Below are 14,986 nucleotides of genomic sequence, written 5' to 3'. Positions count from 1 at the left end.
TGCCAAAAGGCCGCTCGCTCGGTCGGCGGGGCTTCGCCCCGCCTCCCACCCTCGCGGTGGGTGCGCTGGTGCCTACCGCCGTGGACGGGTCGGCCGTTCGCCGTCGGGTCCTTCGTACCGATAGAACGATGGTTTCCCCGCCGTCACGGTCGACATCGACTTCGACGCCATCCGGACGGACGAGGACGTGCTGGCCTACAGCCGCCGCTACGCCCGGGTCGCCGTCGTCGAGTTCGGCTTCGACGCGAACCTCGACCGGAACGTCGAGTGGCGCGTCTCCCGCCGGGCGAAGCGCCGCGCGGCGGCCGTGCGGCACCCGACGGTCCCCGGCGCGGAGGTCGGCGTCCCGCTCGACTGGACCGCAGCGAGGCGGGAGCACGGGTCGGCGCTCTCCCGGTCCCGGTTCGACGACCTCGACGCCTGCGAGGTGGTCTGCTCCCGGCGTGCGGTGGACGCCTACGACGAGGCCGAGTGGCGCCGGACGATCCGACACGAACTGATCCACCTCGAGCAGTTCCAGCGGTTCGGAACGACGGGCCACGGCGCATGGTTCCGGGAGCGCGCGGAGGCGGTCGACGCGGACCACCGCTGCCCTGCGTTCCACCGGGGTCGCTACCTCCTCCGGTGTCGCGACTGCGGCGACGTGCTGTTCGACAGGTGCCGGGAGTGCGAGACGACGCGGCTGGCGGAGCTACCGCCGTCGGAGCAGGCCCGTCGGGTCGAGTCGACCGCGTGCTGTGGCGCCTACTACGAACTGGAGGACACACGCTCGGGGTGAGTTCGTTGACGCCGCCGGACATGTTTATTTCCCATCTGTTTTAAGGGAAATTATAAGCCGACCGTCGACCGTTCCGGGGACGAGGACGCATGGACCCGACGATCGAGGGGGAGGAAGGGGGGATCGAGATCCGGGATCCGATCGAGCGCCGGCGGGTGAGCCTGGGAACCGACCGCGCGGTCCGTCCGGCCGACGTCGACCCCGCGGGGCTCCGCGTGCCGGTCGGGGCCGCCGCGCTCGTCACCGTTCGCGAGCTGGTGCTCTCCCGACTCGTCGACCTACTCGTGCGGGACGCGGACGGCGAGGTGGTCGTGGACGCCAACTCCGCGCCGGTGCGGACGCTCCCGGAGGCCGAGTACGTCGTCGAGGTCACCGCGCCGATCAAGGTGTATCTCACCGCCGAGTCCGCGCTCGAACTCGTCGCCGGGCCGGACGGGGTCCGGATCGGGTTCCCGGAGGCGACCGACGTCGTCGTCGGCGCCCGGTCCTACCACGACCGCCCCTCGGGGACGATCACGACGACGACGGACCCGGACGACCTCCGGGCCGCCGTCTCCGCGCTCTCGTCCGCGCTGAAGACGACTGGCCCCGAGCGGTCCTATCCCACCCTCAGGGGCCACCCGCCCCTGATCGAACTCGGGGAGTCGCTCTCGATCCCCGACGGGATCGCCCGTCCGGAGACGGGCGTCCGTCTGGAGCTCCCGCCGACGCTCGAGGCGCTGTTCACGGCCGCTCCGCTCGCCTACTACCTCGGCGCGGACGTCGTCGACGGCGAGCAGCCCCGCCTGGTCACCGACGCGGGCGTCGAGTTCGACCTGACCGCGGAGGGCGGGCTCGAGTCGACGGTTCGGCGCGTCCTCGAACGGACGTTCTTCCTCGACTGCCTGCTCCGGGGCGAGGGGTACGCCGGCGTCGACCTCCACGAGCGAGCGGCCGTCGAGTCGGTCGTCGGCCCCGAGTTCGAACGGCTGTACGACGAACCGCTCGCCGAACGGCTCCCGGCGTACCTCGACGTCGAACACGGGGAGGTCGCCGAACGGCTCCCGAGGTGGCGTCTCGTCGCGTGCTTCCCGCCGGACCCCGCTGGCGTCGAGACGCTCCCGTTCGTCCTCGACGAACTCGCCGCGGTCCGGGTCAGGACGCCGGAGCGCGTCCCCGCGTCGGGGCTCCGGGGGCGGGTGGTCTCCGAGTACCTCGCGGACGGGGGGAGCCGCCCGTTCGTCCGGCGGTCGAGCGCCGTGGACGCGCCCGCCGAACCGGTCGTCGCGCTCCCGGAGTCCGACGCGGTCGAGCAGGTGTGGTTCGGCCCCGGGACGCCGTGGAACGCGAGCAAGGGGGTCCCCGCGTCGTACCGGAACGCGCTCGGCAGGGAGCCGGACGGGGGGCCGATCGACATCACCGTCGTGGTGAACGGCGCCGGGATGGACGAGGAGTCGAGGGCGGCCGCGGACGTCTACCGCGACTGGGAGTGGCTCCCCTCGTCCGTCTCCATCGAGACGGGACTCTCGACGGTCGAACTCCGTCGGACCCTCGAGGCGGGGACCGACTACCTCCACTACGTCGGCCACGTCGACCCGGGCGGGTTCCGGTGCCCGGACGGGACCCTCGACGCCGGGAGCATCGACGACGTGGGCGTCGACGCGTTCCTCCTCAACGGCTGCCGCTCGTACGAACAGGGGGTGGCGCTCGTCGAACGGGGCGCCCTCGGCGGAGTCGTCACGCTGAGCGACGTGATAAACGACGGCGCGGTCGACGTCGGCCGGGCGATGGCGGGGCTGTTGAACCGCGGGTTCCCGCTCCGGGCGGCGCTCTCGCTCGCCCGCGTCGGCCACGTCCTCGGCGGCTACTACCTCGTCGTCGGGGACGGGACCGTCGACGTCGCCCAGAGCGAGAACGGCGCCCCGATGGCCTGCGAGGTGGAGCCGCTCGGCGATGGGACCGTGGAACTGACGGCCCACACGTTCCTCCCGTCGGAGGGAGGGATGGGGACGGCCGCGTACCCGCTCGTCCCCTCGAACGACCGCCACTCGCTCGCGCCGGGGTCGTCCGGCCCCTTCCGGCTCGACGCCGAGGAGGCAGTCCGGTTCTTCGAGCGGTTCACGAGCCCCGCCGTGATCGACGGGGAGCTGGTGGTGGAGGGCGTCCCCGACCGGCTCGACGCTCAGGGACCGTGATACGCCCCGCAACCGGCCGCGGACGCCGTCCCCGTCCGGGAGCCGAAGATCGAGAGCACGAACAGCGCGCCGATCAGTCGTGGGTCGTCCGCGGGTCTCGTGGGGAGCTGGTGTGTTCTCATGGGTGGTCACCTGGACGTGTCCGGGCGTCCGCCCGAACACGGCTTCCGGTTTCGGCGAGGGCCGTATCGTTATGGATCGCGTACCGGGGCGCGTTCGAGCGACGCGATCCCGGCGGGCCGGGTAGGCGGAGGGTAGCCGCAGGCGTCGACGCGAAGGCGCCTCGTCGAAGCGTCTCGCCGCGAAGCGGGTGCGCGAGCCACTGACGTGTCACATCGCCGTCCCGAACCGCCGAGTACCGCCAGTGTGATTTATTATACGTCGTTTATTACCCGTAACCGGTGTCGAATAATATGGGTGCGAATCCGTCGCTATTGGATCGAGGGGACAACGCGCTGATCGCGGCAGCTGGGAACGACGCAGTCGGGAGCCTCTGTACCGACCTCCTGATCGGAGGCGGGCAGGCGGTCGGGGTGGTGGCGGTGACGGCCGATCGAGACCCGCTCGCAATGGTCGACTGCTGGCGTCGCCGCGATCGGGGACGGTTCCACGACGCGTCGCTGGTCGCGATCGGGAGCGACGTTCGATCGGCCGCCGCGACCGTCGAGGGCGGGCCGGACCCCGGGCTGGTCCGGCCCGTCGACGACGCGGTCACGATACCGGAACTCGTCTCCCGCGTCGAGGAGCAGCTGCGCGACCTGGACGAGGGGTGCGACCGTCACGCGGTGTTCGTGGACGCGATGGTCGAGCGGTACGACGCGACCTCGTACGCGGAGCTCGTCGATCGGCTCACGGGGGCCGTCTCGGCCTGCGAGGCCGTCGGGGTGTTCCGCCTCCCGCCGGACGAGACCGCGTTTCCCGCGCTCCGACCGCGGTTCGACGTGGTCGTCGACGTTCGGTCGCGCGAGAGCCGCCCGTTGGGGGGGAGCGAGTCCCCGTCCGCGGGTGAACTGTTCGAAGCGTTGGGCACCCGCCGACGGAGGGAGGTGCTCCGGTATCTCCTTGCCCACCGGGACGAACCGACCGCGATCGCGGATCTGGCGTGGGCGCTCGCGGACGCCGACGGCGACGGGGAGGCCGTCCGCAAGCGACACGTCGGCCTCGTTCACAGCGACCTCCCGTCGCTCGAACGGCTGGGGTTCGTCACCGTCGGCTCGGACCGTGCCGTCGTGGATCCGAGGGACCGGATCGCGGCCGTCGAACCGTTCCTGACGCTCGTCGGGGCGAACCCGACGTGACGCCTCCGAAACGGATGTACGAGGACGACTTCGAGGGCAGGCTCGGCCGGACCGTTCTCGAAGCGTTCGCCCACGACGTCGACGTGGCCGGACGACGCCTGCTCACGCACGAGGATCCCGGGGTCCCGGACGTGGAGGTCGTGATCACCGCGATCGGGTCTGGACCGACGGACGCGGCGGAGTCGACCGGGAAGGCGGAGCCGACGGCGGAATCGGAACGGGCGGGGGAGCCGGGACCGGCCGAGCGGGCCGCCGCGGGGACGGGCGAACCGGCCGGTCGCCGCGCCGCGTTCGAGGCGGGGCTCTCGGACCTGATCCTCGCCGCCTACGCCGAGCAGGACCTGGCCGACCCGGCCGGTACCTGGACGCTGTCGTTCCCGTCCACGTCGGTTCCCGACTGGTCGGTCGAGGTGACGATCCGCACCGCCGACGGACGCGAGGTCGGGTCGCGATCGAACCCCGACGGACCGTCGCGGCCGCCGGATCGCTAGAACGGTTCCGCGGGAGCGGTTACGCCCCGGACTCGTCCCCGTCCTCGACGCGCGCGGCGGGGAGCACGTCCACGGACGCGACCAGGTCGTCGGGGTCGAGATCCATCACCTTCACGCCCATCGTGTTCCGACCGATGGTCGAGACGTCCTCGACGCGGGTCCGCATGATCTGGCCCCCGGCGCTCATGGCGAAGAGGTGGTCGCCCGACGAGACGGCCTCGACCGCGCACGAGGGGCCGTTTCGCTCGTTCGTCTTGATGTCGATGAGCCCCTTCCCGTTCCTGCTCTGGGTCCGGTACTCGTCGAGGTCGGTCCGCTTGCCGTATCCGTTCGCCGTGACGGTGAGCACCCAGTCGTGCTGGGTCCCGTCGATGGCAGCGAGACCGGCGACGGTGTCGTCCCCGGTCAGTTCGATGCCGCGGACGCCGCGGGCCGAGCGGCCCATCGCCCGCACCTCGGACTCGTCGAACCGGATGGCCATCCCGCCGCGGGTCCCGACGACGAGGTCGTGGTCGCCGTGGGTGACCTCCACGTCGGCGAGTTCGTCGCCGTCCTCGAGCCTGATCGCCCGGATGCCGGTCGAGAGGATGTTCTCGAACTCCTCGCCGGCAGTCCGCTTCACGTAGCCGTCGCGGGTGACCATCGTGAGGTACTGCTCGCCGGCCTCGGCCGCCGGGTCCGCCGGGTCCGCTCCGTCCGCGCCGACCCCGTCCCCGCCGGCTACGTCCTCGCCGTCGGTCCCCGCGCCGATGTCGTCGCAGTTGACGACGGCCGTGATCTCCTCGCCCTCGTCCAGGTCGAGGACGTTCACAGCGGACTTCCCGCGAGCGGTCCGGCCCATCTCGGGCACCTGGTACGTTTTCAGTTGGTACACCTGCCCGTGGGTGGTGAAACAGAGCAGGTAGTCGTGCGTGGACGCGAGGAACACCGAGGAGACTCGGTCGCCCTCCTTGAGGTCCGCGCCGATGATTCCCTTCCCGCCGCGGTTCTGCGCGCGGAACTCCGCGGCCGGCATGCGCTTGATGTAGTCGTCCTCGCTGACGACGACGACCGACTCCTCCTCGGGGATGAGGTCCTCGTGGGTGACCGTCCCGGTGTCCTCGACGAACCCGGTCCGGCGGTCGTCGTCGTACTCCTCCTTGATCTCGCCCAGCTCCGTCTTGATGACCGACATGAGCTCCGACTCGGAGGCGAGGATCTCCTCGAGGCGCTCGATGCGGGCGGTGACCTCCTCGTACTCCTCCTCGATCTCCGCGGACTCGAGCGACGTGAGCGAGCCGAGCTGCATCCGGACGATGTGCTGGGCCTGCGCCTCCGAGAAGTCGAACGTCTCGCGGAGCGCGGCGCGCGCCTCGTCGCGGTCCTCGCTCTTCCGGATGGTCTCGACGACGTCCTCGACGTTGTCGAGCGCCTTGAGCCGGCCCTCGAGGATGTGGGCGCGGTCCTCGGCCTCGCCGAGTTCGTGCTCGGTCCGACGGGTGACGACGTCCTTTCGGTGCTCGACGTACTCCTCGAGCGTCTCCTTCAGGGAGAGCACACGCGGCTGGCCGTCCACGAGCGCGAGGTTGATCACGCCGAACGTCGTCTCGAGGTGGTGCTCGACGAGCTGGTTCTTCACGACCTCGACGTTGGCGCCGCGCTTCAGCTCGACCACGACGCGGACGCCGTCGCGGTCGGACTCGTCGCGCAGGTCGGAGATGCCCTCGATGACGCCCTCGTTCACGTCCTCCGCGATGCGCTCGACGAGGCGTGCCTTGTTCTCCTGGTAGGGGAGTTCGGTGACGACGATGCGCTGCCGGTCGCCGTCGAACTCCTCGGTCTCGAACTCGGCGCGGACGCGGACCCGACCGCGGCCCGTCTCGTACGCCTTGCGGACCGCGTTCCGGCCGACGATGTTCGCGCCGGTCGGGAAGTCCGGCCCCTTGACGTGTCTCATGAGGTCGGCGACGGTCGCGTCGGGGTTCTCGATGAGTTCGACGGTCGCGTCGATCACCTCGCCGAGGTTGTGCGGCGGGACCTTCGTGGACATCCCGACCGCGATGCCCGTCGAGCCGTTGACGAGCAGGTTCGGGTACGCCGCGGGGAGCACGTCCGGCTCCTCGAGGCGGTCGTCGTAGTTCGGGGAGAAGTCGACTGTGTCGCGCTCGATGTCCGCGAGCAGTTCCTCGGCGATGGGGGCCATCCGGGCCTCCGTGTACCGGGGCGCCGCGGCCGGGTCGCCGTCCATCGAGCCGAAGTTCCCCTGCCCGTCGACGAGCGGGTACCGCATGGAGAACTCCTGGGCCATGCCGACGAGCGTGTCGTAGATGGCCGCGTCCCCGTGCGGGTGGAAGTCGCCCATCGTCTCGCCGACGATGGAGGAGGACTTCCGGTGGCCCGAGCCCGCGGTGAGTCCCATCTCGTGCATCGCGTAGAGGATGCGCCGGTGGACCGGCTTGAGGCCGTCGCGGACGTCCGGGAGCGCCCGGCCGGCGATGACGGACATCGCGTAGTCGATGTACGACTGCTCCATCTCCTCCTCGATGCGGACGTGTTCGACCTGCGCGGCTCTGACGTCGCTCGGATCGACTGGTGGTTCTGAACTCATGTCTTCCTCAGATGTCGACCCACTCCGCCTCGGGAGCGTGGTCCTTGATGAACTGCTTTCGCGGCTCGACGGCGTCCCCCATGAGGACGTTGAACATCCGGTCGGCCGCCGCCGCGTCGTCGACGGTGATCTGCTTCAGGATGCGCTTCTCGGGGTCCATCGTCGTGTCCCAGAGCTGTTCGGGGTTCATCTCGCCGAGCCCCTTGAACCGCTGGACCTGGGTCGGGTTGCCGTCGCACTTCTCCTCGATGATGCGCTCCCTGTCCTCCTCGGTCATCGCGTCGTACGTCTCCCCGCGGTAGCGGATGCGGTACAGCGGCGGCTTCGTCGCGTACAGGTAGCCCGCCTCGAGCAGCGGGCGCATGTGGCGGTAGAAGAACGTGAGAAGCAGCGTCCGGATGTGGGCGCCGTCCACGTCCGCGTCGGTCGCCATGATGATCTTGTGGTAGCGCGCGTCGTCGACGTCGAACTCGTCGCCGATGCCGGTGCCGACGGCGGTGACGATGTTCCGGATCTGGTCGTTCTCCAGCACGCGGTCGAGCCGGTGCTTCTCGACGTTCAGCACCTTCCCGCGGATGGGAAGCACCGCCTGGTTCTCCGGGTTGCGGGCCTGCTTGGTCGACCCGCCGGCGGAGTCGCCCTCCACGATGAACAGTTCGGCCTCGCTCGGGTCGCGCGACTGGCAGTCGGCGAGCTTCCCCGGGAGCGCGGTCGACTCGAGCGCGGACTTCCGGCGGGTCAGCTCCTCGGCCTTCTTTGCCGCCTGCCGGGCGCGGGCGGCCTCCGCCGCCTTGCTCACGACCGCCTCGGCGACGTCGGGGTGCTCCTCGAAGTACGTCCCCAGCCCCTCGTGGACCGCGGACTCGACGACGCCGCGGACCTCCGAGTTGCCGAGTTTCGTCTTCGTCTGCCCCTCGAACTGGGGGTCGGGGTGCTTGACGGAGATGACCGCGGTGAGCCCCTCGCGCACGTCCTCCCCCTTCAGGTTGCCGTCGATGTCGCCGATGAGGTCGTTCCCGTTCGCGTAGTCGTTGACGACCCGCGTGAGCGCGGTCTTGAAGCCGGTGAGGTGGGTCCCGCCCTCGCGGGTGTTGATGTTGTTCGCGAACGCGTGGACCGACCCCTGCAGTTCGTCGGTGGCCTGCAGCGCGACCTCGACCTGCACGGGCCCGTCCTCGACGACCTCCTCGGCCTCGAAGTAGATGACGTCGCCGTGCAGCGGCGTGCGCGTCTCGTTGAGGTAGCCGACGAACTCGCGGATGCCGCCCTCGTAGTGGAACGTCTCGGCGGTGTCGTCGCGCTCGTCCGAGAGCGTGATCTCGACGCCCGAGTTGAGGAACGCCAGTTCGCGGAGGCGGTTCGCGAGCGTGTCGAACGAGAAGTCGGTCGTCTCGAAGATCTCCGTGTCCGGCCAGAACCGGATGTGCGTCCCCGTCTCCTCGTCCGCGTCCATCCCGCGGACGCGTTCGAACGCGCCCTCGACCGGTTCCCCACGGTCGAACTCGTGGCGCCAGACCGCGCCGTCGCGTTTCACCTCGACCGTGAGCGTCTCGCTCAGCGCGTTCACCACGGAGACGCCGACGCCGTGGAGGCCGCCCGAGACCTGGTAGGACTTGTTGTCGAACTTCCCGCCGGCGTGGAGGACCGTCATGATGACCTCCAGGGCGGGGCGGTCGTACTTCTCGTGGGTGTCCACCGGGATGCCGCGCCCGTCGTCGCACACGGAGACGGAGCCGTCGTCGTGGACCGTTACCCCGATCTCGTCGCAGTGACCCGCGAGCGCCTCGTCGATGGAGTTGTCGACGACCTCGTAGACGAGGTGGTGGAGTCCGCGGGTGTCGGTAGAGCCGATGTACATCGCCGGACGCTTCCGAACGGCCTGGAGTCCCTCCAGGACCTGAATCTGCCCGGCGCCGTACTCACTATCCCCTGAACCTGACATAGGAACCTTACCATCTCTAGTAGGTCCCCTCCTATAAATTCCCCGCACGCGCGCGCACATGTGCGACGGCCGCAAGACATCCACCTCGTGCCCGACAGGTCTCCCCGACGCCCGACGGGTGCCACCCGGAACCCGACGCGCGCAGCGTCCGATGGGCGGCCGGACGCCCTGGCCGAATCCCGCCCGCAGGGCGTGCCAACGGTCCGCTCGTCGCCCCGAACGCGGCTGTTCGTCGGCGCGTCGCCTCCCGATTTCACTTACACTCCGCTGGAGAAGCCGTTTTAAGCCCCCGCCCGGTAGGGACCCTCACGAGAATGACGTCGTTCCAGTCGCAGCTCGGCGAGGAGGAGGGGATCGCCGACGAGCTGGCCGAGAGCCAGCGGGAGATCTCCATCGCCGAGTTCTTCGAGAAGAACAAGCACATGCTGGGCTTCGATTCGGGGGCCCGCGGGCTCGTCACCGCCGTCAAGGAGGCGGTCGACAACGCCCTCGACGCCTGCGAGGAGGCCGGCATCCGGCCCGACATCTACGTCGAGATCCGGGAGGTCGGCGACTACTACCGGCTGATCGTCGAGGACAACGGGCCCGGGATCACGAAGGAACAGCTCCCGAAGGTGTTCGGGAAGCTCCTGTACGGCTCCCGGTTCCACGCCCGCGAGCAGTCCCGGGGCCAGCAGGGGATCGGCATCTCCGCCGCCGTCCTCTACTCCCAGCTCACCTCCGGAAAGCCCGCGAAGATCACCAGCCGGCCCAAGGGAGACGCCCAGGCGCAGTACTTCGAGCTCATCATCGACACGGACACGAACGAGCCGGAGATCAAGGCCGACGAGCCGACCTCCTGGGACCGCCCGCACGGGACGCGCATCGAGGTCGAGATGGAGGCGAACATGCGCGCCCGGACCCAGCTCCACGACTACATCAAGCACACGGCGGTCGTCAACCCCCACGCGCGCCTCGAACTCCGCGAACCCGGGAGCGACGAGCCGATGAAGTTCGAGCGCGGGACGGACCGGCTCCCGGCCGAGACCGAGGAGATCCGCCCGCACCCCCACGGCGTCGAGCTCGGGACGCTCATCAAGATGCTGGAGGCCACGGAGTCGTACAGCGTCTCCGGCTTCCTCCAGGAGGAGTTCACCCGGGTCGGGAAGAAGACCGCCGACAAGGTGTGTGCCGGCTTCCGCGACCGCCACTTCGGCCGCGGGATGTGCTGGAGCGCCGGGGTCGACGCCGACCTCGAGGCCGCGCTGGTCGAGGCCGTGACGAACAAGGGCGCGAGCGCGACCGACTTCTTCGCCGAGGAGGCGGCCGGGACGCTCACGTCCCGCGAGCACACCGCCCACCACGAACTCGTCGAGGTCGTGGACAACGTCGCGGACGCGACCGAGGAGGAGCACGGCGTCACGTTCGGGAGCACGGTCAGGGAAAACGCCGTCGAGGCCGCGTGGACGGAACTGACCGCCTACGACCCGGACGAGGACGTCGATCGGCTCACCCCGGACCTCTACGCGGTCGTCGAGGAGGCCACCTCGACCCGGAAGGACGACGCGACGAAACACGGGGTCGCCGAGCGACTGGCCCGCCGCGTCGCCGCCGACGGCGACCGACACCGCGCGACGAGGCGGACCCTCCGGGCCTGGGTCGACGAGGCGGCCGCCGACACGGAGGAGTACGACGACGCCACGTTCGGCGGGACCGCCCGCGAGAACGTCGTCGAGGCGCTGTGGAGCCGGATGGCGACGGTCCCCGACGACCTCCCGAAGGTCCGGGACGTGGCCGGGGACCGCGACGCCGCCTCCGCGCTGCTGGAGGGGATGCGCGAAACGGACATCCTCGCGCCGCCGACGGACTGTCTCGCCCCCATCACCTCGGAACTGGTGGAGGCGGGGCTGAAGAAGGAGTTCGACGCCGACTTCTACGCCGCGGCGACCCGCGACGCGGACGTCCACGGCGGCGACCCGTTCATCGTCGAGGCCGGCATCGCCTACGGCGGCGACCTGGAGGCCGAGGGGTCGGTCGACCTGCTCCGGTTCGCCAACCGCGTCCCGCTCGTCTACCAGCGGGGCGCGTGTGCGACGACCGACGTGGTGAAGTCCATCGGCTGGCGCAACTACGGGCTCGACCAGCCGGGCGGCTCCGGGATGCCGAGCGGGCCGGCCGTCATCTCCATCCACGTCGCCTCCACGAACGTCCCGTTCACGAGCGAGTCGAAGGACGCGCTCGCGAACATCCCGGCCATCGAGGACGAGATCGAACTCGCGGTCAGGGAGGCAGCCCGCGAACTGAAGTCGTACCTCAACAAGCGCCGCTCGCTCCAGAAGCGCCGGCAGAAGCAGGACGTCCTCGGGCGCATCCTCCCCGAGATGGCCGACAAGGTCGCCGACGTCGTCGACCGCGAGCGCCCGAACATCGACGGCGCGATGGCCCGGATCATGAACAACGTCAGCGTCGAGCGCGAGCGCGACGGCGACACCGTCAAGCTCGTCGTCGAGAACCACTCCGACCGGACGGAGGAGCCCGACGTGACCGACATCGTCTCCGCCGAACCGGCGAACGTGTCCGACGGCGCCGAGGTCGTCGACCTCGACGGGGAGTGGTTCGTGAAGTGGTCGCCCAGCGTCCCCGGCGGCGAGGAGGCGACCCTCGAGTACACGGTGACCGACGACGCCGAGTTCGACGTGAACGTCGACGGCGTCGAGGCGGAGAAACTCACGGTGAACGCATAGATGAGCACTGATTCCGATTCCGAGACGGACGCGCGACTGAACGAGGAACGGGCCCGCGAACAGCTCGTCGAGCTGGCCGCGGAGTTCTACGACCAGTTCGACCAGGGGGACGTCCCGCGGATGACGCTTCCCACCCGGACGAAGAGCAACATCGTCTTCGACGAGGACAGCGACGTCTGGGTGTACGGCGACCGCACCTCCTCGCGGACGGCCAACTCCGTCCGCGGGGCCAGGAAGCTCCTCAAGGCGATCTACACCGTCGACTTCCTCGCCCAGCAACTGGAGGAGGACCGCTCGTCCACCCTGCGTGAGCTGTACTACCTCAGCGAGTCGTGGGACTCGAAGGAGGCGCAGTTCAGCGACCAGGACGAGTCGAACCAGCTCGTCGAGGACCTCGAGATCGTCTCGGAGGTCACCCGCGAGGACTTCCACATGCGGCCCGAGGAGTCGGGCGCGACGCTGATGGGCCCGCTGGAGCTCCGCGAACAGACCCGGCGCGGCGAGCGCGAGATCCACTGTCAGGAGGACGTCGGCGAGGGCGGCTACCAGATCCCCAACAACCCGGACACCATCGACTTTCTCGACCACGACATCGACTTCGTCATGTGCGTCGAGACCGGCGGGATGCGGGACCGGCTCGTCGAGAACGGCTTCGACGACGAGTACAACTGCCTCGTCGTCCACCTGAAGGGCCAGCCGGCGCGGGCGACCCGCCGCATCACCAAGCGGCTCCACGACGAACTCGACCTCCCGGTGCTGGTGTTCACTGACGGCGACCCGTGGTCCTACCGCATCTTCGGCTCGGTCGCGTACGGCTCCATCAAGTCCGCGCACCTCTCGGAGTACCTCGCGACCCCGGAGGCCGAGTACGTCGGCATCCGCCCGCAGGACATCGTCGACTACGACCTCCCGACCGACCCGCTCTCCGACTCGGACGTGAACGCGCTGGAGTCCGAACTCGAGGACCCGCGCTTCCAGACCGACTTCTGGGAGGAGCAGATCGAGCTCCAGCTCGACATCGGGAAGAAGTCCGAACAGCAGGCGCTCGCCTCCCGCGGGCTCGACTTCGTGACCGACACCTACCTCCCCGACCGGCTCGAGGAGATGGGCGTGCTCTAGGCGCGCTCGGTCGCCCCGTCCACGTCGGCGTCGACGTCGGGGGTAGCCACGTCGCCCCCGGCGTTCCCGCCCTCGAAACACGCCCGACAGTACACGTTCTCGCCCGACTCGTAGGTCCGCAGCGGGAGCCCCGCGAGGTACCACCGGTCGGCGTAACCGCGACGAACGCCCGACCGAATCCGGTCGCCGCAGGCCGCACACGGCTCCGGCGGGTTCCGCAGTCGGTCGGTCGAGACCGTCCGCTTCCGGCCGACAGTCGTGAGCGGCACGTCCCCCTGCCGCGCGGCGAGCGGGAAGTACGTCACCCCCAGCGCGATCGCGACGAACAGCAGCCCCGCGACCGGCACGAGCGGACCCGACGCGGCGGAGGTAGCGCCGGCCGCGAGCACGACCGCGGCCGCGACGACGAGCAGGAAGCCGAACGTGGCGCCCGCGGCGGTCCAGTGGTCCACGCCGAGGCCCGCGTCGTCGGGGGAGGACCGCTCGGTGCCGTCCGCGCGGATCTCCCGGCGCGGCGCCCCGGAGGTGTGGCGGTACCACGCGTACAGGACGTTCCCGACCCCGCCCGTGAGCACCAGCAGGAGGACGTGGACCGGAAGCGAGCCGAACCCCCTGTCGGCGAGCACCACGCGGTCGCCGTGGTCGTGCTCGACCGTCCAGCCGCGCACCCGGAAGTCGGCCACGCGACGGCGGAGCCACGCCCGGTCGGCGTCGCCCGGCGACGACGAGGCCTCCGCGACGCTCCCCGGGTCCGCCGCCGCGACCGGGTCCCCACACTGCGAGCAGAACCGGTCGCCGGGCGAGAGCCGTGCGCCGCAGGCCGAACAGAACCGATCGTCGGAGGGCACGCTACCAGCACTCGAACAGCCGGGGCGAAGAACCTTACGCGAACCTCACCGGGGCGCCCCCGTCACACCCGTCCCTACTGGCCCACGCCGCGCTCGTCGAGCACGACCGGAATCCCGCGACCGGCGACGTCCGCCGCGAACGCGGCGGAGTCCGCCTCCAGCATCTCGATGGTGTCGTAGTGGACAGGGAGCACGAGGTCCGGGTCCATCCGCTCGGCGAGGTCGGCGGCCTCGTGTCTGTCCGACACCGGGCCGCCGCCGACGTTCGCCAGGAACAGCGAGACGTCGAGTTCGGCGTACGCGTCGTGCGCGTCGCCGTCGCCGGGCCAGAAGACGGAGACGCCGTCGATAGCGAGCCGGTAGCCGACGCCCAGCCCGCGGGGGTGCGAGACGGAGCCGTCCGCGCGGGCGTGTGGTCCCTCGGGGTCGTTGTACGCCGGGACCGTCCACAGGTCGACCCCCCCGACGGACAGGTGATCCTCCTCGCCGACGCGGACGACCTCCCGGTCGAGCTCCCCCACGGGAACGACGTCCCGGCCGATCCGCGAGGCGTCGACGCCCTCGAAGGCGACGACGGTGGCGTCCCGCGCCGCGACGCGCTCGATGCCGTCGCCGTCGTAGTGGTGGTCGTGGGTCACACAGACCAGGTCGCCGTCCTTCGGGTAGTCGGAGAGCACGCCGTACCGGCCGGGGTCCAGGTAGACGACGAACCCCGACTCCGTCTCGATGCGCACCGTCGCGTAGCCGAGCCACTCCACCCGGAGCGAGTCGTGGCGAACCGTCATGGACGGTGGTGCGGTTCGGGACCGTTTACAGGTACCGCTCCCCGACCGGGCCGACCCAGAACCCCGCCGCGAACAGGAACAGGACCGCGGTGAGCGCGGCCAGCCGGAGCGTCGTCGCGAACGAGTCGGCCGTCGACGCGTGGACCGCCGTGGCGAGCAGCGCGAGCACGAACGCGAGCGAGAACGTCGTCGGGAGCGGGTTGTCCGCGACGACGGCGCGGATGGTCATGGTCGGGGTCGG

General features: G+C 70.3%; 12 protein-coding genes. 6 read left to right on the top strand and 6 right to left on the bottom strand.

Going from position 1 to position 14,986, the window contains the following annotated elements; genetic code table 11:
* Nucleotides 1–187: 187 nt before the first annotated feature.
* Nucleotides 188–778, top strand: a complete 591-nt coding sequence (locus HUG12_RS11605) for a SprT-like domain-containing protein (protein ID WP_179268924.1) — start codon at nucleotides 188–190, stop codon at nucleotides 776–778.
* 89 nt (nucleotides 779–867) lie between these two features.
* A complete protein-coding gene (locus tag HUG12_RS11600) occupies nucleotides 868–2,952 on the top strand; it encodes a hypothetical protein (protein WP_179268923.1) in 2,085 nt (694 codons plus the stop codon).
* Here HUG12_RS11600 and HUG12_RS21885 read toward each other — a convergent pair.
* A complete protein-coding gene (locus HUG12_RS21885; RefSeq protein WP_281362295.1) occupies nucleotides 2,940–3,074 on the bottom strand; it encodes a DUF7503 family protein in 135 nt (44 codons plus the stop codon). The two genes, HUG12_RS11600 and HUG12_RS21885, sit on opposite strands and share 13 nt — an antisense overlap.
* A gap of 291 nt (nucleotides 3,075–3,365) precedes the next feature.
* Here HUG12_RS21885 and HUG12_RS11595 point away from each other — a divergent pair, with 291 nt between their 5' ends.
* A complete protein-coding gene (locus HUG12_RS11595; RefSeq protein ID WP_179268922.1) occupies nucleotides 3,366–4,250 on the top strand; it encodes a DUF7504 family protein in 885 nt (294 codons plus the stop codon).
* A 14-nt stretch (nucleotides 4,251–4,264) separates the two neighbouring features.
* Complete coding sequence (locus tag HUG12_RS11590) at nucleotides 4,265–4,741, top strand: hypothetical protein (RefSeq protein ID WP_218836308.1); 477 nt, start codon at nucleotides 4,265–4,267, stop codon at nucleotides 4,739–4,741.
* Between the two features lie 19 nt (nucleotides 4,742–4,760).
* Here HUG12_RS11590 and gyrA read toward each other — a convergent pair whose 3' ends face one another.
* Both gyrA and gyrB read right to left on the bottom strand, forming a co-directional pair.
* Complete coding sequence (gyrA, locus tag HUG12_RS11585; RefSeq protein ID WP_179268920.1) at nucleotides 4,761–7,328, bottom strand: DNA gyrase subunit A; 2,568 nt, start codon at nucleotides 7,326–7,328, stop codon at nucleotides 4,761–4,763.
* Nucleotides 7,329–7,335: 7 nt separating this feature from the next.
* Nucleotides 7,336–9,270: a DNA topoisomerase (ATP-hydrolyzing) subunit B gene (gyrB, locus tag HUG12_RS11580; RefSeq protein WP_179268919.1), complete on the bottom strand. Its 1,935-nt coding sequence runs from the start codon at nucleotides 9,268–9,270 to the stop codon at nucleotides 7,336–7,338.
* Between the two features lie 314 nt (nucleotides 9,271–9,584).
* On the opposite strand from gyrB, the gene HUG12_RS11575 reads away from it, so the two are divergent.
* Nucleotides 9,585–11,993 (top strand): DNA topoisomerase VI subunit B, encoded by a 2,409-nt coding sequence (locus tag HUG12_RS11575; protein ID WP_179268918.1) that lies wholly within the window; start codon nucleotides 9,585–9,587, stop codon nucleotides 11,991–11,993.
* Nucleotides 11,994–13,112, top strand: a complete 1,119-nt coding sequence (locus HUG12_RS11570) for a DNA topoisomerase IV subunit A (protein ID WP_179268917.1) — start codon at nucleotides 11,994–11,996, stop codon at nucleotides 13,110–13,112.
* On the opposite strand, the gene HUG12_RS11565 is transcribed toward HUG12_RS11570, so the two are convergent.
* From HUG12_RS11565 to HUG12_RS11555, 3 genes are all read right to left on the bottom strand, one after another.
* Nucleotides 13,109–13,960 carry a zinc ribbon domain-containing protein gene (locus tag HUG12_RS11565; protein ID WP_179268916.1) on the bottom strand — a complete coding sequence of 284 codons (852 nt, stop codon included), beginning with the start codon at nucleotides 13,958–13,960 and terminating at the stop codon, nucleotides 13,109–13,111. The genes HUG12_RS11570 and HUG12_RS11565 overlap by 4 nt on opposite strands.
* Before the next feature lie 74 nt (nucleotides 13,961–14,034).
* Entirely contained in the window at nucleotides 14,035–14,745 is a 711-nt protein-coding gene (locus tag HUG12_RS11560; protein WP_179268915.1) for an MBL fold metallo-hydrolase, read from the bottom strand.
* Nucleotides 14,746–14,770: 25 nt separating this feature from the next.
* Entirely contained in the window at nucleotides 14,771–14,974 is a 204-nt protein-coding gene (locus HUG12_RS11555) for a hypothetical protein (protein ID WP_179268914.1), read from the bottom strand.
* Nucleotides 14,975–14,986: the final 12 nt, after the last annotated feature.

This window comes from Halorarum salinum, assembly GCF_013402875.1.
In the GTDB taxonomy this organism is placed as follows: Archaea; Halobacteriota; Halobacteria; order Halobacteriales; family Haloferacaceae; genus Halorarum; species Halorarum salinum.
The sequence above is the reverse complement of the archived record's forward strand: the minus strand, read 5'-3'. Positions and strand labels throughout refer to the sequence as shown.